The 24,788-nt window shown below is 70.0% G+C and carries 27 protein-coding genes; 8 read left to right on the top strand and 19 right to left on the bottom strand.

All coding sequences use genetic code 11. From position 1 onward, the window contains the following. The 4 genes from D7X96_RS16995 to D7X96_RS16980 all read right to left on the bottom strand — a co-directional run. On the bottom strand, positions 1 to 1,067 hold a 1,067-nt coding region (locus D7X96_RS16995), incomplete at its 3' end, for a peptidase MA family metallohydrolase (protein WP_244219616.1). Positions 1,068 to 1,075: 8 nt separating this feature from the next. Next, positions 1,076 to 1,375, bottom strand: coding sequence for a DUF167 domain-containing protein (locus tag D7X96_RS16990; protein WP_120550361.1), 300 nt, complete (start codon positions 1,373 to 1,375; stop codon positions 1,076 to 1,078). A gap of 11 nt (positions 1,376 to 1,386) precedes the next feature. Beyond that, positions 1,387 to 1,914: a DivIVA domain-containing protein gene (locus tag D7X96_RS16985; RefSeq protein WP_014397740.1), complete on the bottom strand. Its 528-nt coding sequence runs from the start codon at positions 1,912 to 1,914 to the stop codon at positions 1,387 to 1,389. A 96-nt stretch (positions 1,915 to 2,010) separates the two neighbouring features. Then, the gene (locus D7X96_RS16980; protein WP_120550362.1) at positions 2,011 to 2,550 is read right to left on the bottom strand and encodes a HEAT repeat domain-containing protein; all 540 of its coding nucleotides are present in this window, start codon (positions 2,548 to 2,550) and stop codon (positions 2,011 to 2,013) included. Positions 2,551 to 2,695: 145 nt separating this feature from the next. Here D7X96_RS16980 and D7X96_RS16975 point away from each other — a divergent pair, with 145 nt between their 5' ends. After that, positions 2,696 to 3,211 (top strand): J domain-containing protein, encoded by a 516-nt coding sequence (locus D7X96_RS16975; RefSeq protein WP_120550363.1) that lies wholly within the window; start codon positions 2,696 to 2,698, stop codon positions 3,209 to 3,211. On the opposite strand, the gene D7X96_RS16970 is transcribed toward D7X96_RS16975, so the two are convergent. Further along, a complete protein-coding gene (locus tag D7X96_RS16970; RefSeq protein ID WP_120550364.1) occupies positions 3,127 to 4,137 on the bottom strand; it encodes a stage II sporulation protein M in 1,011 nt (336 codons plus the stop codon). The two genes, D7X96_RS16975 and D7X96_RS16970, sit on opposite strands and share 85 nt — an antisense overlap. 1 nt (position 4,138) lies before the next feature. Further along, positions 4,139 to 4,918: an RDD family protein gene (locus tag D7X96_RS16965; protein WP_199747007.1), complete on the bottom strand. Its 780-nt coding sequence runs from the start codon at positions 4,916 to 4,918 to the stop codon at positions 4,139 to 4,141. Positions 4,919 to 5,404: 486 nt separating this feature from the next. On the opposite strand from D7X96_RS16965, the gene fruA reads away from it, so the two are divergent. Further along, positions 5,405 to 6,091, top strand: a complete 687-nt coding sequence (gene fruA, locus D7X96_RS16960; RefSeq protein WP_043321786.1) for a response regulator transcription factor FruA — start codon at positions 5,405 to 5,407, stop codon at positions 6,089 to 6,091. Between the two features lie 61 nt (positions 6,092 to 6,152). Here fruA and D7X96_RS16955 read toward each other — a convergent pair whose 3' ends face one another. Beyond that, positions 6,153 to 6,380: an MbtH family protein gene (locus D7X96_RS16955; protein ID WP_014397734.1), complete on the bottom strand. Its 228-nt coding sequence runs from the start codon at positions 6,378 to 6,380 to the stop codon at positions 6,153 to 6,155. 190 nt (positions 6,381 to 6,570) lie between these two features. Here D7X96_RS16955 and D7X96_RS16950 point away from each other — a divergent pair, with 190 nt between their 5' ends. Beyond that, positions 6,571 to 7,578: an Lnb N-terminal periplasmic domain-containing protein gene (locus D7X96_RS16950; RefSeq protein WP_120550366.1), complete on the top strand. Its 1,008-nt coding sequence runs from the start codon at positions 6,571 to 6,573 to the stop codon at positions 7,576 to 7,578. A gap of 6 nt (positions 7,579 to 7,584) precedes the next feature. On the opposite strand, the gene D7X96_RS16945 is transcribed toward D7X96_RS16950, so the two are convergent. Then, entirely contained in the window at positions 7,585 to 8,328 is a 744-nt protein-coding gene (locus D7X96_RS16945) for a hypothetical protein (RefSeq protein ID WP_120550367.1), read from the bottom strand. A 103-nt stretch (positions 8,329 to 8,431) separates the two neighbouring features. On the opposite strand from D7X96_RS16945, the gene D7X96_RS16940 reads away from it, so the two are divergent. Then, positions 8,432 to 9,031, top strand: coding sequence for a YdeI/OmpD-associated family protein (locus D7X96_RS16940; protein WP_121723823.1), 600 nt, complete (start codon positions 8,432 to 8,434; stop codon positions 9,029 to 9,031). A gap of 235 nt (positions 9,032 to 9,266) precedes the next feature. Here D7X96_RS16940 and D7X96_RS16935 read toward each other — a convergent pair whose 3' ends face one another. After that, positions 9,267 to 10,160 (bottom strand): cyclic nucleotide-binding domain-containing protein, encoded by an 894-nt coding sequence (locus tag D7X96_RS16935; RefSeq protein WP_120550369.1) that lies wholly within the window; start codon positions 10,158 to 10,160, stop codon positions 9,267 to 9,269. Between the two features lie 214 nt (positions 10,161 to 10,374). Between D7X96_RS16935 and D7X96_RS16930 the strand changes: the two genes are divergently transcribed. After that, the gene (locus D7X96_RS16930) at positions 10,375 to 11,370 is read left to right on the top strand and encodes a TIR domain-containing protein (RefSeq protein ID WP_120550370.1); all 996 of its coding nucleotides are present in this window, start codon (positions 10,375 to 10,377) and stop codon (positions 11,368 to 11,370) included. 10 nt (positions 11,371 to 11,380) lie between these two features. On the opposite strand, the gene D7X96_RS16925 is transcribed toward D7X96_RS16930, so the two are convergent. From D7X96_RS16925 to dacB, 6 genes are all read right to left on the bottom strand, one after another. Beyond that, positions 11,381 to 12,466: an alanine racemase gene (locus D7X96_RS16925; RefSeq protein WP_121770200.1), complete on the bottom strand. Its 1,086-nt coding sequence runs from the start codon at positions 12,464 to 12,466 to the stop codon at positions 11,381 to 11,383. Positions 12,467 to 12,501: 35 nt separating this feature from the next. Further along, entirely contained in the window at positions 12,502 to 13,485 is a 984-nt protein-coding gene (locus D7X96_RS16920) for an aldo/keto reductase (RefSeq protein WP_120550372.1), read from the bottom strand. Positions 13,486 to 13,583: 98 nt separating this feature from the next. Further along, positions 13,584 to 14,219, bottom strand: coding sequence for a TetR/AcrR family transcriptional regulator (locus D7X96_RS16915; RefSeq protein ID WP_244219615.1), 636 nt, complete (start codon positions 14,217 to 14,219; stop codon positions 13,584 to 13,586). Between the two features lie 129 nt (positions 14,220 to 14,348). Further along, the gene (locus D7X96_RS16910) at positions 14,349 to 14,783 is read right to left on the bottom strand and encodes a hypothetical protein (RefSeq protein WP_120550374.1); all 435 of its coding nucleotides are present in this window, start codon (positions 14,781 to 14,783) and stop codon (positions 14,349 to 14,351) included. Between the two features lie 87 nt (positions 14,784 to 14,870). After that, positions 14,871 to 17,051 carry a prolyl oligopeptidase family serine peptidase gene (locus D7X96_RS16905; protein ID WP_121770199.1) on the bottom strand — a complete coding sequence of 727 codons (2,181 nt, stop codon included), beginning with the start codon at positions 17,049 to 17,051 and terminating at the stop codon, positions 14,871 to 14,873. A 37-nt stretch (positions 17,052 to 17,088) separates the two neighbouring features. Beyond that, complete coding sequence (gene dacB, locus D7X96_RS16900) at positions 17,089 to 18,576, bottom strand: D-alanyl-D-alanine carboxypeptidase/D-alanyl-D-alanine endopeptidase (RefSeq protein WP_120550385.1); 1,488 nt, start codon at positions 18,574 to 18,576, stop codon at positions 17,089 to 17,091. Between the two features lie 190 nt (positions 18,577 to 18,766). Between dacB and rdgC the strand changes: the two genes are divergently transcribed. Both rdgC and D7X96_RS16890 read left to right on the top strand, forming a co-directional pair. Continuing rightward, positions 18,767 to 19,417, top strand: a complete 651-nt coding sequence (gene rdgC / locus D7X96_RS16895) for a recombination-associated protein RdgC (RefSeq protein ID WP_121723746.1) — start codon at positions 18,767 to 18,769, stop codon at positions 19,415 to 19,417. Next, on the top strand, positions 19,404 to 20,093 hold the full coding sequence (locus D7X96_RS16890) for a hypothetical protein (RefSeq protein WP_121770198.1): 690 nt from the start codon (positions 19,404 to 19,406) through the stop codon (positions 20,091 to 20,093). Before rdgC ends, D7X96_RS16890 begins: the two co-directional genes overlap by 14 nt. A 43-nt stretch (positions 20,094 to 20,136) precedes the next feature. On the opposite strand, the gene D7X96_RS16885 is transcribed toward D7X96_RS16890, so the two are convergent. The 4 genes from D7X96_RS16885 to D7X96_RS39990 all read right to left on the bottom strand — a co-directional run bounded on the left by D7X96_RS16885 (position 20,137) and on the right by D7X96_RS39990 (position 22,290). Next, the gene (locus D7X96_RS16885; RefSeq protein WP_121770203.1) at positions 20,137 to 20,883 is read right to left on the bottom strand and encodes a DUF5953 family protein; all 747 of its coding nucleotides are present in this window, start codon (positions 20,881 to 20,883) and stop codon (positions 20,137 to 20,139) included. Further along, positions 20,880 to 21,788 (bottom strand): DUF6310 domain-containing protein, encoded by a 909-nt coding sequence (locus tag D7X96_RS16880; RefSeq protein ID WP_121770202.1) that lies wholly within the window; start codon positions 21,786 to 21,788, stop codon positions 20,880 to 20,882. The genes D7X96_RS16885 and D7X96_RS16880 overlap by 4 nt, the downstream gene beginning before the upstream one ends. Positions 21,789 to 21,841: 53 nt before the next feature. Further along, on the bottom strand, positions 21,842 to 22,063 hold the full coding sequence (locus tag D7X96_RS16875; protein WP_121770197.1) for a hypothetical protein: 222 nt from the start codon (positions 22,061 to 22,063) through the stop codon (positions 21,842 to 21,844). 71 nt (positions 22,064 to 22,134) lie between these two features. Next, on the bottom strand, positions 22,135 to 22,290 hold the full coding sequence (locus tag D7X96_RS39990; protein WP_158616261.1) for a hypothetical protein: 156 nt from the start codon (positions 22,288 to 22,290) through the stop codon (positions 22,135 to 22,137). Between the two features lie 196 nt (positions 22,291 to 22,486). Here D7X96_RS39990 and D7X96_RS16870 point away from each other — a divergent pair, with 196 nt between their 5' ends. Beyond that, positions 22,487 to 24,760: a hypothetical protein gene (locus D7X96_RS16870; protein ID WP_121723742.1), complete on the top strand. Its 2,274-nt coding sequence runs from the start codon at positions 22,487 to 22,489 to the stop codon at positions 24,758 to 24,760. The last annotated feature ends 28 nt before the right edge of the window (positions 24,761 to 24,788 follow it).

Genomic DNA, 24,788 nt, shown 5'->3' with positions numbered 1-24,788 from the left:
GGCCACTCCGGCCAGGGGAGGGCGGGGGACAGCGGCTCGGTGCCATCCACGGGCAGGGGCCCCGCGGCGCGGGCGGCGGCCAAGAGGCGCAGCGCGGCGTCCTCGGCGGCGTCCTCCGCGGCCAGCTCCGTCATGCGCGCGGCCTTCTGTCGCGTGCGGCGCCAGAAGGCGGCCACGCACAGCACGGAGGCGGTGAGCCAGAGGATCGCGGAGCTGGTCGTCAATGGCAGCCAGCCGTAGCGGGCCGCGAGCCCCTCGCGCCAGTCCTGCTCTTCCAACAGCAGCGACGTGCGGAAGGCCTTGCCGAAGGCCTGCTCGAAGGGCTCTCCCGCGCGCACGCCGTCCACCAGCAGGCCCATGGCGGCCGCGCCGTGTTTGCCGGTGAGGTAGGCCACGAAGGCCGCGCTCTGGGCGTAGGCGATTTCGACGTCCGCGGGCACGTCCGGCCACTCGTCGGACAGGTCCTCGAAGTGGAAGACGCGCTCCTGCGTCACCGCGCGGAAGAGGGCGGTGTAGTGGGCGACGGAGTAGCGCTCGTCGGTGAGGTTCTGCGCCACGCCCTCCTGGAACCAGCGCGGCCAGTCCTTCGCCAGCTGGCCCAGTGCCACGTGCGCCAGCTCGTGCCGCAGCGTGGTGGGGCCCTCCGCGTCGTTCAGGCTCAGCGCGTCCAGCAGGATGATCTGATGCCCGGGATAGGCGAGCGCCACGGCCCAGCCCGGGGGCTTTCCGCCGGGGAGCGCCAGGGCCTCGAACTCCTGGCGGCCCACGCCCAGGCGGATCTCGGTGGTGCCCGGCCAGTCGCGCCCCAGCATCGCGCCGAAGTTGTCCCGCACGCCTTCGATCTGCGTGGCCAGCGCCCGGGCCGCGCCCGCCGCCTTCGCGGTGTGCAGGATGACGAAGCGCTGTGTCTTCAGCTCGCCCGCGACGATGGAGGGGCGCGCGTGGGGCACGAGCGCGGTGTCGGTGACGACGGCCTCCGTGGCGTGGATGCCGCGCGGGCCTTCGTCCTGTGCGAACACGCCCGGCGAGGCCAGCAGCATCATCAAGAAGGCGAACAGGCGGAGCATGCGTGGCCTCACGGTCCACCAGAGATAACAGCCTCGACCGCCGGCGCATCAACCCCCTCCACCCTCAATCGCTTACGGCGCGACGTGTCACCCGCCACCAGGGTCACCTGACGGCGCGGCACGCCCAGCGTTTTGGCGATGAATTCCACCAGGGCCGCATTCGCTTCCCCATCCACGGGCGGCGCGGCGAGCTGGATCTTCAGCTGGCCGTCATGCTCGCCCACGACTTTCGTGCGGGACGCGCGCGGCTGGACGAGCACCGTCAGCTCCACCCCGGTCTGCACGGCCTTGAGCCAGGGAGCGGACATGCGCGCAGGTGCTAGTCGTTGGAGGTGGCCTTCTTCTGCGACAGGAACGCGACGTTGTCCTCCACGCGCGCGTAGTCGCGGTCCGCGAAGGTGGGCGCGGCGAACGTCTCCAGCAGCTTGCGGTGGGCCTCCACCACGGAGCGCACCTGCGACTCGAACTGGGTGCGCTGGCGCTTGAGCTCGTTGATGTCCTCCACCACCTGCACCAGCCGCTGGTGCGCGCCGTGGACGATCTTCTCCGCCTGGTGCTCCGCGTCCGCGATGATGATCTCCGCTTCCTTCTTCGCGGCGTCCTTCAGGTCCTCGCTGATGCGCTGGGCGGTGACCATCGTCTCCTGGAGGGTGCGCTCGCGCTCCTGATGCTGCTCGAGCCGCGCCTGGGTGCGCTTCAGCTCCTCCTTGAGCGCGATGTTCTCCTTCACGACCTCCTCGAACTCGCCGGCGATCAGCTCCAGGTACGCGCCCACTTCGGGACGCGCGAAGCCGCGCATCACCGTCTCGAAGCGCTTCTGCCGGATGTCGAGGGGGGTGATCTTCATGCGCCCCAGTCTAACCCATACACGCGCGCACTCCAGGAATCGGCCCGGCGGGCCCGGGGCGGCGTCAGGCCTGGAGGGCAGACAGGCAGGCGTGTTTCAAGGTGCGGCGGCCGGAGCGGCGTCCCACTGCGACGCCACCGAGCGCGCCGCGTTCTGCACCGCGTAGCCCACGCGGCTGTCCGCGGCCACGTCCTGCACCACCCGGCGGGCCGTGGCGGTGCGCTGATACAAGAGGCCGCTCAGGGCCTGGATCTTCAGCGTGTCCGGCAGGCGCGGGTGGCGCACGACGTTGCCCAGGATCTCCTCCGCGCGGCGGTGCTGGAAGAGGGCCACCGCGCGCAACGCGGCCTGCTGGATGCGCGGGTTGGGGTCCCAGATGAACGCGGCCAGCGGGTCCAGGGCGCGCGTGTCCCCCAGGAGCGCCAGGTCCTCGATGGCGAGCGCGCGGATCTCCTCCGGCGCGGGCTCCGCCGCCCACAACAGGCCCTTCAGGAGGGAGTCGTCCTGGGCGCGGGGGTCCGCCGGGGCCTTGTCGGCCTTCGGGGCGGCCTTGGGAGCCGTGGCCGCCGGGGTCGACGGTGCCTGGGCGTGCGCGGCGGCGGTCAGGAGCAGGGCGGCGGCGAGGAGCGGTCGCATGGGCCTCGTTCTACCCGAATCCCGGGAAGCCCGGCAGCGGCGCGGGGCACCCCCCGGGTCGCGCGCGACATTTTCTTGACGGGATCCGCCGCTGTGGGAGTTTGCCAGTGCTACAGGCGTGTTGCGAACGGAGGTCGAAGTCACCATGGGTGCGGCGGTCGCGAGCTGGCAGACACTGGAGAACGTCACGGTGGAGTGCACCCACTGCGGCGTGATGATGACACTCCAGCCCGGAAACCGGGTGAAGTACTACCGGTGCGGTTCGTGTCACCGCTGGGTGTCCAGCACCTACAGCGAGGTCTTCCGCGCGGACGCGAAGATGCGCACGCACCCGGTGAAGGACACCGCGGACGCGGACGCGCGCTTCGTGGAGGTGAAGGCCCGCCTGGATCAGTGGCTCACCGCCGTCCAGGAGCAGTGCCCGTACCAGACGCTGGGCGTGTCGCCCCTGGATTCGCCGGACGTCATCCGCGCGCGCTTCCACGCGCTGGCCCTGGAGCGGCACCCGGACCGGGGCGGCTCCGCGGAGCAGATGCGAGAGGTCAACGACGCCTACGAGCGCATCCTCAAGCACCGTCAGCGCAAGCGGCTGGAGGCCATGGCGTCCGGCACGTCCACGCGCGCCACGCCCGCGTCCGTCCTGCCCGCGCGCAACAGGTAGAGCCAGAAGAGCGCTCCCAGCGACAGGCCCAGCCCCACCTTGGCCCAGGTGGGGAACAGGTGGCCCGGGGAGATGAAGCCCTCCACCATGCCGATGCCGGCGAGGAAGGGCGCGCAGCCCACCACCAGCTTCACCGCCTCGCGCCCGCGTGACTGGAGCGCCTGCGCGCGCGGCAGCTCGCCGGGGTCGATGAGCGCCTGGCCCACCATCAGCCCCGCGCCGCCCGCGATGACGATGATGGACAGCTCCACCGGCCCGTGCGCGGCGATGAAGTCCAGGAAGCCCGCCGTCATGCCCTCGCGGTAGCAGAGCGCCCCCACCGCGCCAATCAGCACGCCGTTGTTCACGAGCGTGAAGATGGGCCCTACGCCCAGCAGGATGCCGGACGCGAACGCGAACAGCGTGACGGTGAGGTTGTTGGTCGCGATGCCGGAGGCCACGGCGTTGGGCGGCGCCACGGACAGCAGATCATCCGTCCACATGCGCCCCTGCGCCACGTAGCGCCGCACGCCCTCCGGCACCAGCAGCTCCGCGCCGCGCGGCTCCAGCGTCACCACCAGCGCGCCCAAGAGCAGTCCCAGCACCAGCAGGCCCGCGCTCACGCCCACGAAGCGCGCCTCGCGGCGCAGCGTCGCGGGGAAGTCCCGCCGGAAGAAGTCGCGCGTGGAGGCCCAGCGCTCGCGCGGCGGCTGGTAGATGGCGCCATACGCCTGCGCGCACAGCTGGTTGAGGAAGCGGTGCGCGTCCGTGCCCGGATAGAACGTCTGCGCCCGCGCCAGGTCCGCGGCCGCGCGCCGGTACAGCGTGTCCAGCGTGCGCAGCTCCGAAAGGCTCAAGCGGCCCGCGCGCTGGCGTGTCAGCAGCGACTGGAGCGCGTCCCAGTCCGGCCTGCGCCGGGTGACGAAGGTGGGCAGCGGCGCGGCCATGTCAGTGGGCCGCCTTCGCGCGCGTGCGCAAGAAGGCCTCCGTGGCCTCCTGGGACTGGAGCACCCGCGCGCGCTCCTCGTCCGTCAGGGACGCGCCCACGCGGTCCACCAGCCGCGCTCCCAGCCGCCGCCGCACGTCCGGCTCCAGGCCGGGCGCGCGCGCGAGGAACGCCAGCACCAGCTCCACGTCCTCCGCGCCCAGGGGCCGCTGCACGCCCGGGTCCGCCACCGGCGGGGGCGGCGACTCTGGCGCCGCGCCCTGCGTGTACTTGTCCAGGTCGATGGCCTCCTCGCGCACCAGCACGGTGCCGGCGAGCAGGTCTCCCAGCCGGCGGTGCCGCGAGTCCAGCAGCATGGTGATGCAGCCGGTGGCGTAGAGCACCGGCAGGAAGTCCACTGCACGGCAGAGGTTTCTCACCGCGCTTTCGAAGAAGCCCACCGGCGAGCCATCCTCGCGCACCACCCGGATGCGCAGCGCGCGCTTGCCGGGTGTCTGTCCATGGAAGAAGACCTCCGCCAGCGTCCAGTACAGCCATTGCGTGGCGAACAGGCCCACCGCCAGCAGTGTCTGCGTGAGCCCGGACAGCGCCTGGAAGGCGCCCAGCACGTCGGACACCAGCAGCGTCACGACGAAGTAGAGCGCCACCCAGAAGAAGAACAGCAGGCTCGCGTCCACCAGCCACGCAAGACAGCGGTAGCCGATGCCGGCCACGGGCAGCGAGAGGGCCACCCGCTCGGGCGTGGCGACGTCGACATGGGGTGCGGGGGCGGAGGGAGTCATGCGCGCGGGACGCACAGCATACGCCCTTGCCATCCAGGATGCGCCAGTCCCGCGCACACCGGCGCCACCCGTGCGGACCCTGTACGAAACACCAATCGAAACATTGCAATGTCAACGCCGGGGGCGTGTCCCCCGGACGACAGCGATCACGACCTGACGGACGAGACCCTGGATTTCCATGCGTTCCGTGCGCAATTGACAGTCCTGTTCGGGGCCGTTCGCAACTGGCCTTGGATGATGTTAGGGTCTCGGTTGGCTGGATTTACTTGAAACGAAAAAGGAGGAACGGCCCGCAGGGGCACGTTCGGCGGTCGCAGATGCAGTCCGCAGGTCAGCAGTGACAGGACCCCCGGATGGAGTTGAAGCGCGGTTCTCGCACGCTCAGCAAGGGCGGAAGTTCCGCCGCGGTTCCACCGACTCCGGGGCAGGTTGAAGTCGACAGGTAGCATTGAAAGCAATTCGCCACGACGGCTGGGGGGCCATCGCATGGCAGCGAATCAATCGGCAGTTCGTATTTCGATTCTCGAAGGACCGTGGGCGGCCTGGCAGGGCTTGTCCGACGGGCTTCGGGGTGAGGGTCATTCCACTTCAGTGACGCGCGACGTGCGCGGCTTCCTGGACGGACTCGGCACGGATCCACCGCAAGTGGCCATCCTCGACGTGGAGAGCGACGGCGAAGCCGCCATCGGGTGCTCCGTGACGGAGGGGCTCAATCTCTTGCGTGAGGCCCGCAAGCGCCGGCTGGAAGTGCGCATGCTGCTTCTGTCCGCGGTGAGCACGCCGGAGGTCATCTCCCAGTGCTTCGACGAAGGGGCCTCCGGGTATCTCTTCCGCGCGGGCCTGGGCGTGAACGCGGTGTCCTCGGCGGTGCAGTCGCTGGTGCGCGGCGAGCGCCTGTTCCCGGTGCAACTGCTCCGCAACGACTTCGAGCATCCGCCGGTGACGTCACCCACGGCGAGCGTCCTGTTGCTGCTCACGCAGCGCGAGCGCGAGGTGCTCCAGTACGTGGCGGGCGGCGCGGACAACCTGAAGATCGCCGCACATCTTCAGATCGCCGAGCGCACGGTGAAGTCACACGTCACGCAGCTGTACCGCAAGCTGGGCGCGGAGAATCGCACCCAGCTCGCCCTGCGCGCCTGCCACCTGGGCGTCAGGCCTCCGCCGGACCTGTAAGCAGGCCGGCCCACCCTCCCCGTTGAAGCGGGGAGGGCGCGGTGGGGAGCGCACGCGGCCCTCAGTTCTTGTTGCGGGCCGCGTCCTCTTCCATCTTCTTGCGGAGGCTCAGGGGGCGCATGTCCGTCCAGACCTCCTTGATGTACTCCAGGCACTCGGCCTTCAGGCCCTGCTTGCCGGCGTCCTTCCAGCCCAGCGCGTTCTCCCGGTCCGCGGGCCAGATGGAGTACTGCTCTTCGTGGTTGACGACGACCTTGTAAACGGTCGTGTCTTCGCGCTCGTCGCTCATCGAGGTGTGACTCCTGAAAGCAGGGGACCCCCTTTCGTCGCACACCCGGGGAAAAGCGGTCAAGGTAGGCGGATGCGACAAATCCGGGGCCATCCCGGGAGGGCGGATCCAGAGCCCGGCCGCCCGCCGGGGTTGCACCCGCAATCCGCCTTCGTGACACGAGCGGCGTGGGGCGCGGATACTCGGCCGCATGCGCATCTGGAAGAACGCCGTGTCGGGGCTCGTGCTCCTCGTGGGAGGCGCCTGGGCCTCGCTGGCCCTGGCCCTGACGGGGACGGGGCCGGAGGGGCCGCACGTGGCCCGCGGCCTCCTGGCGGGGGCCCTGGCGGCGCTGGCCGTGGCGGCCTGGCGGTGGCGCTCACGGCGCTGGGGTGTGGCGGTGATGCTGCTGGGCTGCCTGGGCGTGTACGGGTGGATCCAGACGGTGCGGCCCTCCAACACGCGCGACTGGGCGCCGGACCTGGCGCGAGCGCCGTGGGCGGAGGTGTCCGGCACGCAGGTGACGCTGCACGACGTGCGTGACTTCCGCTACCGCAGCACCACGGACTGGGACCCGGCCTGGTACACGGCCACCTACGACACGGCCGCGCTCACGGACGCGTCGTTCATCGTGGAGCCCTTCTCCGGCTTCTATGGCGCCGCGCACACCATGGTGAGCTTCGGCTTCCAGGACGGCCGCCACGTGGTGTTCTCCGTGGAGGTGCGGCGCGAGCAGGGCGAGACGTTCTCCGCGCTGGGCGGCCTGTTCCGCCGCTTTGAAATCACCTACGTCGTGGGGGACGAGCGGGACCTGGTGCAGCTGCGCTCCAACTTCCGTCACGACGACGTGTATGTGTATCCGGTGAACGCGTCGAAGGAGCGCATCACCGCGTTCTTCATGGACATGGTGGAGCGCATGAACGGGCTGCACACGCGGCCGGAGTTCTACGACACGCTGACGAGCAACTGCACCACCAACCTGGTGCACCACTTCGAGAAGGTGGCCACGAAGGATGTTCCGTACGATCACCGCACGCTGATGCCGGCGTTCTCGGACGCGCTCGCGTATGAGCTGGGCATCATCGACACGGACGCGCCGCTGGAGCAGGTGCGCCAGCGCTATCACATCAACGCGCGCGCGCTGGCCGCGCAGGGGCGGGAGGACTTCTCCGCTCGCATCCGCGCGCCGCTGGAGACCGCCGCCGCGCCCGTGCCCTGAGCGCTTTCAGGTGCCCGTCGCGGCCCGGGGCTCCGTGGCGGCGAGGCCGGTCTTCAGTTGCTTGTCGTAGTGCGCCTCCAGCGCGGTGAAATAGCCGCGCTCCTCCCACAGCTCCTGGAGCAGCCGGTCGGTGAGGGACCTCACCTCCGCGTTCTCGGCCTTCGGGTCGGGCACGCGGGGGCCGCGCTTTGGATCCAGGAAGGCGCGCGTGGCCTCCGCCATCAGCACGCGGCTGCTCCGGAAGAGGCGGCGCAGGGCCTGGTTGATGGGGCGGGAGTCCATCTCCGCGCAGGCGGCGACGATGGCGGCCTGCACCTTCCGGGGCGCCTCCCCCTGGAGCGAGGCCGCGTCCAGGTCGCCGCGCTCCAGCGCGTGGTGCAGCAGGTAGCCGTGGTGCAGGCACACGCTCGTCAGGTCCACGCAGTCCTTCACCCAGAGGACGAAGAAGACCTTGCGGAACACCTTGCGCACGGGGAAGAGCGCCACGGCCTTGAGATAGGACACCAGCTGTCCGCCCAGGCTGCGCGTCTCATACGAGCCGGCGAGCACCGCCACGGCCTTGTCCGGCGCCTTCAGGCCCCGCTCCTTGAGCTGATCCCTCACGGACTGCTCGCGCACCTGGCGCAGGGCGTAGTCGTCCAGGAAGGGCACCGGGATGAGCGGGGTGAGGCCGGCCGCCATGGCGTGGAAGGCCACGCGGGCGAGCGAGGGCGGGACGGCGTTCGGCGGACGGGAGGTGGAATCAGCCATGGCGTGTTTCATAACCGCTTCCGCCCGGGCCGCCTTCCGCCGGTAGAGTGGGAGTGTCGTGAACCCGGCGCGAGGCTCGGGTCAGGGAAAGGCGTGGCCCCGGATGGCGGCGAAGGCGAAGGCGAAGACGACGCAGGAACTCCCCACCGTGCCGTTCGCGTCCGAGAAGGCGTGGGAGAAGTGGCTGGAGAAGCACCACGCCGACTCGCCGGGCGTCTGGATGAAGCTCGCGAAGCTGGAGTCCGGCATCCCGTCCGTGACGTACGCGCAGGCGCTGGAGGTGGCGCTCTGCTACGGCTGGATTGACGGGCAGAAGGACTCCTTCGATTCCGAGTACTGGCTCCAGCGCTTCACGCCGCGCAAGCCCCGCAGCAAGTGGTCGAAGATCAACTGCGGCAAAGTGGAGGCCCTGGTCGCGGCCGGGCGCATGAAGCCCGCGGGCCTGCGCGAGGTGGAGGAGGCGCGCGCGGATGGCCGCTGGGAGTCCGCTTACGCCGGGGCGAAGACCATCGAGGTTCCGGAGGACCTGAAGCTCGCGCTGGAGAAGAGCCCGAAGGCGAAGGCGTTCTTCGCCACGCTCAAGAGCGCCAACCGCTACGCCATCCTCTTCCGGCTCCACGACGCGAAGAAGCCGGAGACGCGGGCACGGCGGCTGGAGAAGTTCGTCGCGATGCTGGAGGCCGGAGAGACGCTCCACGGTTGAGAGAGGACGCCGCGCGGCGACGGGGCGTCCAGCCCCCTCGCTCACCTTGAAGGCAGCCGGCCCCCTGTCTTGCACCCTCCCATGGCCCACCGCACCTTCCGACGGACAGGGGAGGTGAGCGGTGCTGCGAGAAACCCCGACGCCCTGGCAGGACGTGGGGCGCGGGGCCTGGGCCCTGTGGTCCACCGGTGCCCGGAAGGCCCTGCGGTAGCCCTCGAGGGCGCGGGACGGCGGACTACTTCGGCTCGCCCATGACTTCCATCGTGTGCTTGAGCCGCTCCAGGCCCAGGCGCACCAGGGCGCCGCGCAGGTCGGGCTGGCCCAGGAAGGCCTTCTTGAACACGTCGCGCTCCAGCTTGAGGAGCGTGCAGGGCGTCACGGTGCGCACGGTGGCGGTGGCCAGCCGGCTGCGCAGCAGGGAGATTTCTCCGAAGAGGGCGCCTTCCTCCAGCTTGGGATAGGCGGACTGGCGGCCGTCACCGTGCGTGTGGAAGACCTCGCACTGGCCCCGGATGAGGACGTAGAGCGCGTCGCCCGGCTGGCCCCGGGTGAGCAGCGTCTCTCCGGCGGGGACGGTGACGGGGACGAAGGCATCTCCCAGGTCGTGCTGCACATCCGAGGGGAGGGCGGCGATGAGCGGGTTGCTGCGCAGGGCGTCCGCGAGCAGGCGCTCCCGGGCGGTCTCCTGCATCTGATCCCCCTTCACGCCGTAGTCCTTGCCCAGCTCCCGGACGCCCGCCTGGGTGAGCTCCAGCAGCACGGCGTCCTCCACCGTCACGATGGTGGCGGTGCGCTGCGTGCCGGTGAGCAGCGCCAGCTCCCCGAAGAACTCGCCGGCGCCCAGGCGGCCGACCTCCGTGTTGACGCCGTTGTCGCTGCCGCGCAGCACCGCGACGCGGCCCTCCAGCACGACGAACATGGAGTGCCCCGGGTCTCCCTCCCGCACCACCACCTGTCCCGCGGGCAGGTAGCGCGTGCAGACCGGAGGCGCGGAGGCCGTGTCCACCACCTCCCCCGGTGCGGCCGCCGCCGTGGGGGCGATGGCGGTCGCGGGCGTCTGACCGGGAGCAGCCTCCGGGGCGGACGGGTGGGCGGACAGCAGGGCCTGCAGGCGCGCGAACAGGGACATGGTGTGCAAATGCTACCGGCCCGGCCAGGCGGAAACTGTGAAGCGCTTCACAGGCAGGGCGGTGGCGGCCTGAATGACAGCCAGGCAGGCGAAGGGCGCCATTGAACAGGGATTGACGGGGCTTTTCCACGTCTGTGTTTGGGGCCTCCTGACGCGGGGCGCCGGGCCGCGGGGATGGCGTGGGCGGACCGGGGCGCCCTACAGTCCCGGCCCCATGGGAGACACGCTGGACGTCGTGGTGGACCTGGGGGACGTGGGGGAGACGGCCGCGGACGCCGTCCTGCTGAAGTACGCGCAGGGCTTCCACGGTGCGGACGGCGCGGTGGCGCGCCGGCTGGAGGGGGCGGGCGTGGGCATGGACACCTTCGACCTGCTCCCCGGGGACCACCGCTTCATCGAGACGCGCCGGTGCCTGGGCGCTCCGGTGGTGCTCTTCCTGGGCACGGTGCGGCTGCGGCAGTTCGGCTACCACGAGATCCGCCAGTTCTCCGTGCGCGCGCTCCAACTGCTGGAGTCCCGGCAGGACGTGCGTCACCTGGCGTGCACGGTGCACGGGCCCAACTACGGCCTGGACGAGGACGAGGCCGTGCTGGCCCTGGTGGGCGGCTTCGTGGACGCGTTCCAGCGCGGCAGCGGACCGCGCGGCCTGGAGCGCATCACGGTGGTGGAGCTGAACCCCAAGCGGGTGGAGCGGCTGCGCAAGGCGTTGGCGCTAGGGATGGGGCTCACGCCGGGCGTGGAGCCGCTGATGGGGGCCACGGGCTTCCGCGTCCGGCGGATGTCCCGCTTCGTCCAGGCGCTGCCCATGGCCTCCGCGGGGGCGAACTCCCACGAGAAGCCGCATGCCTTCGTGGCGATGCCCTTCGCGCCGGAGCTGGAGGACACCTACCACTACGGCATCCTGAACCCGGTGAAGGCGGCCGGGCTGCTGTGCGAGCGCGTGGACCAGGCCGTCTTCGACGGCCCCATCATCCAGCGCATCCGGGACCGCATCGACACCGCGAAGGTCGTCATCGCGGACCTGTCGCTGGCGAACCCCAATGTCTATCTGGAGGTGGGCTATGCCTGGGGACGCGGCAAGCCCACCCTGATGCTGGTGCGCGACGTGAAGGAATTGCGCTTCGACGTGTCCAGCTACCGGTGCCTCGTCTACAAGAACATCCGGCACCTGGAGGAGCTGCTGACCCAGGAACTCAAGCGCATCGGCTGAGAGGGAGGGCTCACCAGCCGCGCGCCGAGACCTCCCACGTCGCCACGCCCGCGTCGCCTCGGATGACGTGCAGCCGGGGATGCTGGGGGACGGAAACACAGACATGGTTGGGGACCACGCGCACCCGTTCGCCAATGCGGGGGCGCCACGTCGTGCCGGACACGTCCAGCAGGCCGTGCTCCTCCGACAGGTTCTTCACCACGACCTCCGGCCGGTCCAGCAGGACGCCGTAGCCCGGTGCCAGGCCTTCTTCCTTCACCAGCGCCTTGGCCCCTGCGTCGATGACCACCTGGCCGGGCACGGCGGTGCTTACCACCGTGGCCAGCACGGAGTAGGCGCACTCCGTCCAATCACAGGCGCCGATGACGGCGGCGTTGCGGTCGTTGAGCGCGTTGAGGCCGGGGCGGATCTCCGTGAGTCCCTTCACGGTATGGGATTGCCAGAGCGTCGGGGTGGAGCCGCCGCTGACCACCTCCGGCGGCAGACCCACGCCGCTCAAGGCGTCCATGAACGTCGCCAGCGCCTGGGATTGGGCCTGCATTGCCGCGGGCAGCTCCGCCTGGGGAACGCGGACGTGGCCCGCGTAGAAGGTCAGGCCGCGATAGGCGACTCCCGGCGTGGAGGCCGCCGCGCGCGCCAGGGCCACGGCCTCATCCGGCGTGCGCAGCCCCACGCGGCGCATGCCCAGGTCCACCTCCACGAGCACGCCCACGGTGCGCCCCGCGTCCCTCGCCGCGCGGGCAAGGCCCTCCAGCACCTCGCGGGAGTCCAGCGCCACCGTGAGCCGCACGCGAGAGGGCAGGGCCATCAGCCGCGCCAGCTTGCGCGCACCCACCGGCGGGTACGCGAGCAGCACGTCGTCCGACACGGCCGCCATGACCTCGGCCTCCAGGAGCGTGGCCACCGTGACGCCGGTGGCGCCCGCCGCGACCTGCATCGCGCCCAGCTCCGCCGTCTTGTGCGTCTTCGTGTGCGGGCGCCAGCGCAGGTGGTGCTCGCGCGCGTAGGCCGCGACGCGCTGGAGGTTCCGCTCCACGCGGTCCAGGTCCACGATGGCCGCGGGCGTGTCGAGGGTGTCGAGGAAGGTGGAGGACATGCGGCCCTTCTAGCGCACCGGCAGGGGCCTGGGTCTCAGCGCTCGCTGTCGAGCATCTTCATCTGTTGTTCAGGGTACCGGCTGCCGGCGATCGCCTCCTTCGGGAGGATCGCCTCGACAGCGGCCACGTCGTCCGGGGACAGGGGCTTCTCGAGCGCGCCCAGCACGTCGAGCAACTGCTTGCGCGTCCGTGCGCCGACCACGGGAACGAAAGCGGGTTGCTTCGCCAGCACCCACGCCACGGAGAGCTGCGCGGGCGTCATGCCACGCTCGGCGGCGAACGCGTGGAAGCGCGCGACGGCCTCTGCGTTGCGCTGACCCGCCTCGCCACTGAAGCGAGGGTAGTGCAGGCGGGCGCCTTCGACCTTCGCGCCCGTCAACAGCCCTCGGGAGAGCACTCCGTACAGGGTCGCGCTCATCCCCAACTCCGTCAGCGTGGGGAAGAGACTCTTCTCCGGATCGCGCGAGATGAGCGAGTACTCAATCTGGAGGTCGCTCAACGGGTGCACCTTCGCCGCGCGGCGGATCGTCTCGGCGCCCACTTCGGAGAGACCGATGTTCCGCACGTAGCCGCCCTTCACCAGGTCGGCGATGGCCCCCACCGTGTCTTCGATTGGGACGTTCGGGTCCAGCCGGGCAGGGCGATAGACGTCGATGTGGTCAACGCCGAGCCGCTGCAAGCTGTACGTGATGAAGTTCTTCACCGCCGCCGGGCGCGCGTCGAAGCCCACGGGGACTCCGTCCGGCCCACGCATGGCTCCGAACTTCACCGAGAGCCGCACCTTGTCTCGCTGACCTTCAATCGCCCGGCGGATGAGCAGCTCGTTGTGCCCGTTGGCGTAGAAGTCGGCCGTATCAAGCAGCGTCACGCCGCGATCGATCGCCTCACGGAGGGTCGCGATGCCCTCGCTCTCGTCGGACGGTCCATACGCTCCGGACATGCTCATGCAACCAAGCGCGATGGGAAACACCTGCGGGCCCGTCCTGCCGAGTTGCGTCGTGCGGTTCGCAGCGGTCATGGCTTCCTCCGGGAGAATACGGAACATGGTTCCGGTTTAAGGCCATGTATGCGGAACGCGATTCCGCTTGTCAAGGCGAAGGCAAGAACCGTGGAGGACTAACGGCGCTTCTTGGAAGGCGAGGGTGGCTTCGACTGCGCGCCATAGCGCAGCCCATCCACGAGCAGTGCCGCCATGCGCCGCGCCGGTTCAGGGCCTCCATCGTGTGGGTCGGGGGCGCAGAGCCTGGCGATCGCGAACAGGAGCTCCGTCGCATCCACGTCCGCGCGGATCTCTCCCGAGAGGGCCGCGGCGTCCAGCAGGGCCTGCAACGCGGGCTGGACCCGCTCGAGGAAGTAATCCGGCAGTGACTTGTAGGCGGGGTCGCCCGAGTGCAGCGCCGCGGCGAGCCCCCGCTTCGTGCCAAGCAAGCCGACATAGCGCTGCACCCAGCGCGCGAGCGCCTCCCCGGGATCGAACTCGGCCGCGATGGCGGATGCGGCCTCCGCGCAGGCATCCACCTCATTGCGGACGACCGCGACGATCAGATCCGCGCGCTGCGGAAAGTGGCGGTAGAGCGTGCCGACGCCCACGCCCGCCTTGTCCGCGATCTCCCGCGCGGGTGCGTCCACTCCAGAGGTCGCGAAGGCCTCCTTCGCTGCCTCCAGCAGCGCATCCAGATTGCGCCGCGCGTCCGCGCGCACCTGCCGCTCCACACCGCCGCGAGACGGCGGGGCCTTCTTTGGGTCTCTCAATATGCCCCCCATCCTAATCTCCCGGTGGACTCGCGCGGCTGCGAGGCACAGTTCGCGACCGACCACCTGCCTCGCACGCCACCGACCCGAAGTCCGCCCAGCGGCTCTAGGAGAGGAGCGAACAGATGCTCAAGGCGTGACGCCGGACGCCGGCTCGAAGCTCACCGTGGGCCGCTGCCAGTTCCAGCCGCCGGACTTCAGGGCCTCCATGGCCTGCTCATCCAGCACGCGCAGCGCCGCGAGCACGTCCGCGGACGGGCGGGGGGCTCCCGGGGCGACCTCCACCTCGAAGCGCGGCGGGATGCCGGCGGCGTCCCGGCCTCCCATCACCACGCGCACGCGGCAGTTCTGCGGGGACAGCTCCGTCTCGCCGGACCAGGACACGTCCTGGACGAAGAGGTCCACGGTGCCGGTGGCCTTCTGTCCCTTCAGCCGCGTCACCACCGCGTCCAGCGAACCCTTCGCGCGCGCGTTCCGTTTCTTTCCCAGACGGGTGAGCGACCACCAGACCAGGCCGCCCGCGACAATGGGCGAAAGGACGAAGTAGGGGATGAGCGGGCTCATGGGCCGGCAGGCTGCCACGAAACCCGGAAGAAGAAACGCCCGTCTCCAGGCCATGGGGCACCGGAGACGGGCGTGGGAGAAGCAGGGCTACTGCGGCGCGGGCGCGGAGACCTTCTTCGTCGCGTTGGGCTTGTACGTCATGCCCAGCTCGTTGAAGACGAAGGAGTAGACGTCCACCTCCTCCTCGATGCGCGCGGACAGCGGCGTGCCCATGCCGTGGCCCGTCTCCGCGTTGGCGCGCAGCAGGATGGGCTTGGGGGACGCGGTGGCCGCCTGCATCCGGGCCACCATCTTGCGCGAGTGGTACGGATCCACGCGCGGGTCATTGGCGCCGGAGGTGAAGAGCACGGACGGGTACTTCGTCCCGTCCTTCACGCGGTGCACCGGCGAATAGCCATACAGCGCCTTGAACTGCGCCGGGTCCTTCACGGAGCCGTACTCCGTCACGTTGAACTGACCGTTCGGCGTCAGCTCCGTGCGCAGCATGTCGTAGATGCCCACGCGCGCCACCACGGCGCCGTACTGCTCCGGGTGCTGCGTCACGGCCGCGCCCATCAGCAGGCCGCCGTTGCTGCCGCCCTGGATGGCCAGCTTCTTCGGCTGCGTGTACTTCTGGTCCACCAGCAGCTTCGCGCACGCGTAGAAGTCGTCGAACACGTTCTGCTTGTTCGTCAGCGAGCCGCCCTTGTGCCACTCCTCGCCGAACTCCGAGCCGCCGCGCAGGTTCGCCACCGCGTACACGCCGCCCTGCTCCAGCCACATGCCGGCCACCGGGTTGTAGCCCGGGGTGATGGAGACGTTGAAGCCGCCGTAGCCCGTCAGCAGCGTGGGGTTGGTGCCGTTGAGCTTCGTGCCCTTCTTCTTCAGGATGGTGAGCGGCACCTTGGTGCCGTCCTTGGACGTGGCCTCGGTGCGCACCACCTCCACGTCGCTCATGTCGACCGGCGCCGTGCGCGCCAGCGCCGTCTTCGCGAGCTTGTTGTCCGCCGCCGAGTAGCGGAACCACGCGGCCGGCTGCGTGAAGCTGCCGTTGACGATGAGCAAATCATCCGCGCCCTGGCGCACCAGGCCGCCCACCGACGACACCGGCAGCGTGGGCACCAGCCCCAGCTCCTTGCCCGTCAGGTCCACCATGCGCAGCTGCGAGGGGCCCCCCAGCTGCTCCAGCAGGTACAGGCGGCTCTTCGTCGGCACCACGGCCTGCAGCGTCGCCTTGCCCTCCGGGATGATGACGGTGGCCTTGTCCAGCGTGGGCGTGGCCAGCGGCAGGCGCAGCACCTTGCCGCGCGACGCGTCCTTGCGGCTGAGCAGGTACGCCGCGCCGTCGCTGCCGAAGCGCGCCGCCACCACCTTGTCCGCGTACTTCGCCACCTGCGTCCAGGTGCCCTTGGGGCCGTGCAGGAACAGGTCGTACTCGCCGCCGTCGCCGTTGGCCACGCGCGCGAACGTGTACTGGCCGTCCTCGCTGGACTCCAGCTCCGTCATCGCGATGCGCGGGAAGTCCTTGCCCAGCGCGTAGGTGTCCTTCTCCGTGGGCGTGCCCAGCGCGTGGAAGTACACCTGCTGGTAGACGTTGCGGTCCTCGGGCGGGCGCTCCTCGCCACGCGGATGGCGCGTGTAGAAGAAGCCCGTGCCCTGCGCGTTCCACGCGAGGCTGCCGCCCGCCGTGCCGCTGTTGACGCGGGGCACGAGCTCGTTGGGCATCGCCTTCGCGGAGGCCACGTCCCACACCGTGACGTCACCGCTCTCCGTGCCGCTCTTGGACATGGAGACGGCGACCTTCTTGCCGTCGTGTGACAGCTGGAACCAGTCGATGGTCGTCTTGCCGGAGGTGTCCACCACCGTGGGGTCCACCAGCACGCGCTCCTTCGACGTGTCGTCCAGCGAGCCTACGACGATGAGCGTGGGCTGCTGCTTGGGCGGCTGGAACTTCAGCCCCAGCAGCGTGCCGCCCTGCTCATCCAGGCCGCCGTAGCCGGGCGACTTCCAGGAGAGGATCTCCGTGATGCGCTGGCGCAGCGGCTCGCGGCCGGGCAGCTTGTCCAGGTACGCGCGCGTGAAGCTGTTCTGCGAGTCGGTCCACTGCTGCACCTTCGGATCCGTCGCGGACTCCATCCACTGGTACGGGTCCGCCACGGTGGTGCCGTGGTAGGTCGTCTCCACGGGCTGCTTCTCCGCGGCGACGGGCTTCGCGGGCGCCTTGCCCGCGGCCGTGGACACGAGCGGCAACAGCAGCGCCGCGGTCGTCACTGCGATTCTGGTTTTCATGGTTCACCTCGCATGCGGGTGGTTTCCTGCGGGACGCTCATCGCAGGGGCAGCTCCACCAGGGCGGTGGAGAAGGTGTCGAAGGTCTCGTTGGCGTTGGGCCTGGTGCCCTCGTCCATGTTGCCGAGCATCAGCGCGAAGACGACGCGCGGGTGCTCCGTGTCGTTGGGCCGCTCCGCCACGCCCACGAAGCACTTCTGGCCCGTGAGCGTGCCCGTCTTCGCGCGGATGCGGCCCGCGGTGGACGGCTTCGTCTTGCGGCCCGCCAGCGTCCCGTCCACGCCCAGCACCGGCAGGCTGTCCACCAGCGCGGCGCCATAGGGCTCCTGCAGGCTGGTGAGCAGCACGCGCGCCATGCCCCGGGGCGTGGCCAGGTTGTAGCGGGACAGGCCGCTGCCATCCACCGGACGCAGGTCCTTGGTGGGCACGCCCCGGCGTGACAGCTCCGCGACCAGGGCCGTGCGCAGCGCGGCGTAGCCCTCCTGGCCGGTGCGCTCGCGGGCGAAGCGCATGCCCAGCCGCTCCGCGTACAGGTTGAGGCTCTCCTTGTTCGTCACGCGCACCAGCTCCGACAAGGGCGGGCTGATCAGCTCCACCAGCGGCGACGGCATGGGCGGCAGGGGCGGGGTGGGGGCCTCCAGCGACAGCGGCAGCCGGGTGATGCCGTGCCGCGCCAGCGCGTCGTCCACGCACGCGGCGAACAGGGCCTCCGGCGCGTCCACGGACAGCTTCACCGCGGCGGACTGGGGGCAGGGCCCGCCCGTGGGCGAGCGCCACGTGCAGCGCACCCCGCCGCCTCCGCGCACGCAGGCCAGGTTCGCGCGTTCGGCGTTCACGTCCACGTTCACCACCGCGGACAGGGTGGCGAAGGTGGGGGTCCACTGGATGGAGGGCGCGTCCGCGCAGGTGGCGCCGGGGGCGCGCGCCAGGGCCAGGTCCACCACGTTCTCGCGGAAGACGAAGGGCGTGGGCGCCGCGCTGTAGGCATAGGCCGCGTCGTCCCAGGCCCAGCCCGGACCCATGCCGCCGTCCAGGCCGTCCGTGCCGGAGATGCGCACGTTGCCGCGCCACTGGTGGATGCCGCGCGCCTGGAAGGCCTCCGCGACGCGGTCACACGCGAGCGCCGTCTCCGGGAAGCGCCACGAGCCCAGCGACGGGTCCCCGGACGCCTGCGCCACCACGTCGCCCAGGAACAGGCCTCCCGCCTGCGAGCCCTCCAGGAACACCGGCGTCGTGAAGCGGAAGTCCGGCCCCAGCGCGGACAGCGCGGCGGAGGTGGACACCACCTTCATCGTGGACGCGGGCAACAGCCGCACGTTCTCGCGGTGGGTGAGGAGCGGCTCGCCGGTGCGCGCGTCCACCACATACGCGCCCGCGAGCGCGCCGTCCGCCTCCAGGGTCTCCAGGAGGGCCTTCGTCACGCCGCGCAGGGTGTCGCGCGGGGCGCCCTCCGGCGTGGTGGGCGTGTGGGTGCAGGCGGACAGACAGAGGGCAACGACGCTGGCGGGCAGGAGGGCGCGGCGCATGGCGGCGGCCACCGTATGTCGCGTGCCAGGGAGTGTCATGGATTCCCGCCAGCGGGGTGGGGCGGAGTCGTGCACGGTTGGACGGCGCCCGGGCAAACGATCTTCGACAGGGGCTATTCCCGGTGCTTCTCGTCCAGCCACACCGAGTGCCTTGACGCGGCGTCACATGCCCCCCATCCTGCCGCGCCCCATGCCTGTCCTACGTGGTGCCGTGACCTTTTCGCGCTTCCGGACCGAGCCGGCCAAGGATGCGCCGTCCGACGTGAAGCGCTGGATGACCAAGGGACTCAAGTCCCATGCGTTCGAGCCCATCGACCGCCGCTCCGAGGAAGAGCGCGCCGCGGGCTTTGTCGAGTTGGAGAACCCGGAGTCCTCCGAGTTCGCCACCGGCAACCTCTTCTATGGCGAGTACGCCCTGTTCGCCTTCCGCATCGACACGCTGAAGGTCCCCGCGTCGATGATGAAGTCGGAGCTGGACAAGTGGGCCGCCGCCTTCGGCAAGGAGAACGGCCGGCCGCCCGCGCGCGCCGAGAAGAACAAGCAGCGCGCGGAGCTCAAGCAACTGTTGCGTCAGCGTGCCGTGCCGCGCACCAGCGTGCTGGACGTGACGTGGAACCTGAAGACGCACACGGTCCAGGTCTGGGCCGCGTCGCGCAAGACGGTGGATGAGATCTGCGTGGCGCTGGAAGGCGCCCTGGCCGTGAAGGTGATTGGCATCACGCCCGCGTCCATGGCGCAGCGCGCGGGCATCGACGAGAAGGCCCTGGGCCCCACGGCGGAGCTCATTGGCATGGACCTGCCGGCGACGGCTTCGGTGGAGGACGCCCATGGCGAGGCGTGAGCAGGCGAGGGAAGAGGCGGCGTTCGCGCGGGGCGATGTCGGCGTGGACGGCGTCGCGACCGAAGAGGAGAAGGACGAGGCCGAAGTCGAAAAGGGCAAGGCGCGCGAACAGCTCTTGCGCGGCCGGGCCTATCTGGGCCGCGAGTTCATGACGTGGCTCCTGTGGCGCTCGGAGTCGGGCGACCCGCTGGTGGAGCACGATGGCGCGGGCGTCGTCGTCCTCTTCCTGGGCAAGGTGGTGCTGCGCGGCGTGGCGGGTGACGTCACGGAGATGAGCGCCAAGGGCACGCTGGCGCCGTACTCGGAGAACGTGCGGCACTCGCTGGACCGGGGCCTCTTGGTGTCCCAGGCGCGGCTGCGTGTGTCACACGGCGAGCGCGAGTTCGAGGTCACGCTGGATTCCGAGTTCCTGGACATCCGCGCCGCCAAGCTGCCCGCGCTCCTGACGGAGGAAGAGGATGATCAGCTCTCCGAGCGTCTGGAGCTGACCGAGCAGCTCTCCGCCATCATCGACGCGCTGGTGCAGGACTTCCTGGCCGTGCGCGCCGGACGCGCCTGGAGCAAGCAGGTGGTGCCCACGCTGAAGGCGTGGATGAAGGGCGAGGAGAAGGGGAGCGACGTGCTCTCCAAGGCCGCCCGCGCCCGGGGCAAGGACGCCCGCGCCGCTCGCGGTTGAGCAGGGATGGGACCGCTGCCCGGGCTCATGGCCGGGCAGCGGTTCAGCGCCCGCCAATCGCTGGGAAACGCTCGTAGGTCCGCTTGAGCGCGGCCAGGTGGCCGGGGTTGTCGTAGTCGAGCGGTGTGTCCGTGAGCTGCACGATCCACCCGCCAGACGGCGTGCGGCGAGCCCGCGAGAGCAGCTCGGCATCGCGAGCAGGATCCGGGAACCCGATGACCTCCGCGGCGGCCGCGGACCAGTAGTTCACCCACCCGAGGAAGCAGGGAATCTCAGGTGCGGGGAGCTGCTGTGGAAGGGTGAGCATGGGCAGCCCGCGAGGTGACTGCTCGGGGCCGTCCGGTGCGCGGCGGTACTGCCGCGAGACTTCCGAGCCGTAACCATACGGCGACGCGTGACCCCAGAACGAGCGTGCTCCCTCCGCCACGGCCTCAAGCAGTGCCGACGCTGCCGTGATGACAGGCTCATCGAGTGGCATCTCTGCGTGCACTTCGAATTGGGGTTGACCTCCCGGCTTGAGGATTCCCGGTCTTCCCCATCCCATCACCGTCACGGGGTAGCTCTCATTCCCGTTGCAGACGATGGGGAAGCCCCCGTCCTCAATCTTTTCCAGGATCCACTCGTCGCGTCGAGGCAACGCGATGGGACGTCCGCGGTCGGAGAGGCGCCACGCCAGCTGCACGCCAGGGAGTGCCTTTTCCATCCCATGGATGACATCAAGCGTGCGTCCATCTTTGCCCACGAGCGCAGGCGCGTAGACGATGAGGGTGAGGGGACCAGGTTTGGTCATCGTGGACATCTCGTGACGACAACATCGAGCGACGAATCTGCTTCGAGTAACGCGTCTTTGTGCGCTTGGGTGCTCACCCCAATAACGAAGCGATATCCACATGCCAATGCGGCTGATCGCTCCTTATCCAATTGCAGGAGTTCCTTCGCGAGTTCCTTCTTTTTGATATAGGAATTGTACGTGTCGAATTGGTGGGTCTTGATCTCCCACAACACGCGCACGCCAACTTGCAGAGCATCAAAGCTCACGCCGCCCACAAGTACATCCATCCCGGGATAACGGTTGGGTGGGTACTTGTCAGCACACTCGTTGTGCCAGCGGTCCTCGCCCGCGTGAGGCACGGGCACCGGCTCGCAGCTCGCGCGGCCCGTCCGGTCCAGGGGCACGGGTGGCACCGGCGGCCGCCGGCCCTGGCCCGCTGGCTCCGGTTCCAGCTTCGGCTCTCGCTCCGCTACCGCATCTCGGGATGCAACCTTCGTCCCCCGTGAGGTCCCTGCTTCCTCGGGATAGAGGTGCCGGAGTTCATACGCATCCAGCTCCTCCTTGATCGCGACGCCAACCACCACCAGCCCCAGGACGATGACGGCGCCCACGGCGACTTCAGGGGCCGCCAGCACGCAGAAACCGAGTCCCACGGTCGCGGCGTCGGCCGAGGCGACCGTGCATCTTCCCGTCGTGTCGTGGAACTCGACCCGGTCATGGTCGAGGGCCGGATAGCACCGCTCCACCAGCACGGCCCAGGGCTGGGACGCTTCGCGGACGACGCACCGTCCACCATCCCTCCAGGGCAGCGCCGCCGCTCGCCGGAGGTTGGCCCCCCGCGTGCTGCGGGTGCGCGGCTCCGTCGTGGCGCAGGCGGAGAAGACGATCAGGAGCAGCGCGGCGCCGCATGTCTGAAGACGCATGGCCATGAAGAAAGCCTCCGGGTCCGGAGACCCGGACGCTCTCAACGTTCGCGCTACGGGCTGGTGCAGCGCCAGACCCCGCAGGAGCCTTCCCTGTCGCCACAGTCGTACTGGGTCGTGCACGGCTTGCAGCTGGCCGAACAGATCATCCGGACCGCCTGGGTGTCGTCCGTCTCCGCCTTCGCACCAGGCACCATGGCCAGGGCCGAGCCCGCGGCAATGCCAATGATCAACGCGAGTCCGGGAATCGCCTGCTTCAGTCGCGACGGCTTCATGTGTCCTCCGAGGGGGATGTCCGCGGGCCCACGCATCCGGACCCGAGCACGGAGGTCATTCGAGCAGCTGCTCAGTCGTGGATCCAGCGGAAGGTCACGCGGTCGCCACCGGTCAGAGGGTCACCCAGGTTGCCCAGCGTGTACATGTCCGTGTGGACTCCGAAGAGCCTGGCCTTGCTGAAGTTGTCACCGCCGCCCACCAGCGTGACCTGCTTCCACCACGTCACGTTGTGCCCGATCTCCGCGAGGATTCGGCGCGCTGGTTGTTCGAAATGCGATCCAGTCCGGAACACCGCGCACCGGAATGGAGCGAGCGTCCGCGCCAGTCCGGCGCAGCGCGGGGCCGCTCCAGGGCGGAAGGGAAGAGGCACGGGGCTCGCAATGCCTCACGGCCCGAACCCCTCCATTCCGAGCAGGTGTCCCATGCCGTCCGCCCCCAGCACCGAAGCCATCCAGCGCATCTCCCTGAAGAACCGCGAGTACGCCTATATCGAGGACGCCAACCGCGGCGTCGTGCTGATGGAGGTGGGCCCGCGCGTGCTCACGCTGGAAGCACACCTCACGCTCGTGGCGAAGGAGCGCATGGTGGAGGTGGGCGCCGGCAGCTGGTGCGTGGTGCGCAACCCCGTGGTGCGCGTGGACGGCCAGGTGGCGCTCGACGAGTTCGGCCAGGCCCGCGTCGCCGTGGGCGACCGCGAGGTCCGCGTGGGGCCGAAGGTCTTCCCGCTGTACCCCGGCGAGGAGCTGGAGGGCGACATCGTCCCGGAATACGTCCTGGGCGTGTCGGAGGCGCTGCGGCTGCGCGCGCTCACCGCCTTCACCGACACGCACGTCCCGGACGCGCCCCGACGCCGCGAGGCCGGTGACGAATGGCTGGTGCGCGGCCCCGGCCGCTACGTGCCCGGTGAGTCCGTCACCGTCGTGTCGCTGGAGAAGGCCCGCGTCCTCAAGGAGACCGAATACTGCGTCATCCTCAATCCCGTGGACCGCGCCACCGGCCGCGTCCAGGAGGGCCGCCGCAAGGTCGTCTCCGGACCGGACGTCTTCTTCCTGGAGCCCGGCGAAGCGCTGGAAGGGGACGTGCGCCGCAAGCACGTCCTGTCGGAGCTCCAGGGGCTGAAGCTCCAGGCGCTGGATGACCTCTCCGAGAACGAGGGCGGCGAGCCTCGCGCTCGCAAGGCCGGTGACACGTGGATCGTCCGGGGCCCTCGCACCTACGTGCCCAGCGAGAAGGTCCTCATCCACCGCGAGATCGCCGCGCTGTCCCTGGGGCAGGGGGAAGGCCTGTATGTGCGCGACCTGCGCTCGGGCAAGGTGTCCCTGGTCCAGGGGCCGTGCCAGTTCATGCCGGAGGCGCACCAGGAGCTGCACGAGAAGCGCCTGTCTCCGGACGCGGAGGCCCTGCTGGGACTCACCCCGCCCATGCCCCTGGTGGACGTGAAGGACGCCCGCGCGCCGCGCCCCTCCGCGCCGGAGAAGGGGGACCGCACGCGCGCCATCGTGCTGCGCATCGAGGACAACACCGCCGTCCTCATCAACGACTTTGAAACCAACCACGCGCGCGTGGAGTTCGGCCCCGCGAAGGTGATGCTGCGCCCGTATGAAGACGTCACCGTCCTGGACCTGTCCGGCAGCACGCCCAAGCGCCCGCGTCAGCTCAAGGTGCTCATGTTGCGGCTGGGGCCGGACTTCGCCACGGACCTGTTCGAGGTGGCCACGCGTGACCACGCGCGCCTGCGCATCAAGCTCTCCTACAAGTGGCAGTTCGACGTGCAGGGCGACCCGGAGAAGGACAAGGCCATCTTCCGGGTGAACGACTTCATTGGATACGTGTGTGAGAACCTCGCGTCCCGCATCCGCCAGGTCGCCGCGGAGAACGAGTTCGAGACCTTCCACAAGAACGCCAGCGTGCTCATCCGCCGCGCCATCTTCGGCATGGACGACGCGGGCCGCGCGCGCAAGGACCGCCTCTTCTCCGAGAACCAGCTGCGCATCATCGACATCGACATCAAGGACATCGCCCCCGTCGATGAGAAGACCGCCCTGAAGCTGCGCGAGGCCATCGACACCAACATCCAGATCCAGCTGGACGCCTCACGCCAGGAGGCCCAGGCCGCCGCGGAGCTCAAGCGCATCCGCAGCGAGGAGGAGAAGCAGCTCGCGGACATCGCCAGCCACCGCAAGTCGGAGGCCGAGCGCCAGTCCCTCATCGAACTGCAGAACCGCAACCACCAGCTGGAGACGCTCAGCCGCGCCAAGGTGGAGGCGGAGGCCCAGCTGGAGCGCGCCCGCGTGGAGAGCGAGGAGGCCCTGGCCCGCGCCGAGTCCGACGCTCGCGCCTCGCGGATCCGCTCGGAGGCGGAGGCCGAGCGCGAACGGCTCACCACCCAGGTGGCCCTGGAGCGGCAGCAGCGCCTCAACGACCTGGAGGTGGAGCGCCAGTCCCGCCTCGCGGAGGTGGAGGCCTCCCAGTTCCGCCAGCGCGTGGAGTCCCTGGGCGGCGGTGAGAACTTCGTGAAGGCCGTGGCCGCGCAGGCGCAGGCCGCCGTCGTCGGAGGCCTGGACAAGGTCGTCTTCCTCCCCAGCGGCTCCAACCTCAACCTCTTCGACGCCATGCAGGGCCTGCTGGGCCCCGGAGGCCAGCCCCGCCTGTCCGCCCACAACGCCCCGAAGCCTCCCGGTGACACTTCGGCCTGAAGGCCGGGATGTCGATATTGGACCGGCG

This window comes from Corallococcus interemptor (assembly GCF_003668875.1).
In the GTDB taxonomy this organism is placed as follows: Bacteria; Myxococcota; Myxococcia; order Myxococcales; family Myxococcaceae; genus Corallococcus; species Corallococcus interemptor.
Note: the sequence above shows the minus strand (reverse complement) of the source record. Positions and strands in the feature narration are given on the sequence as shown.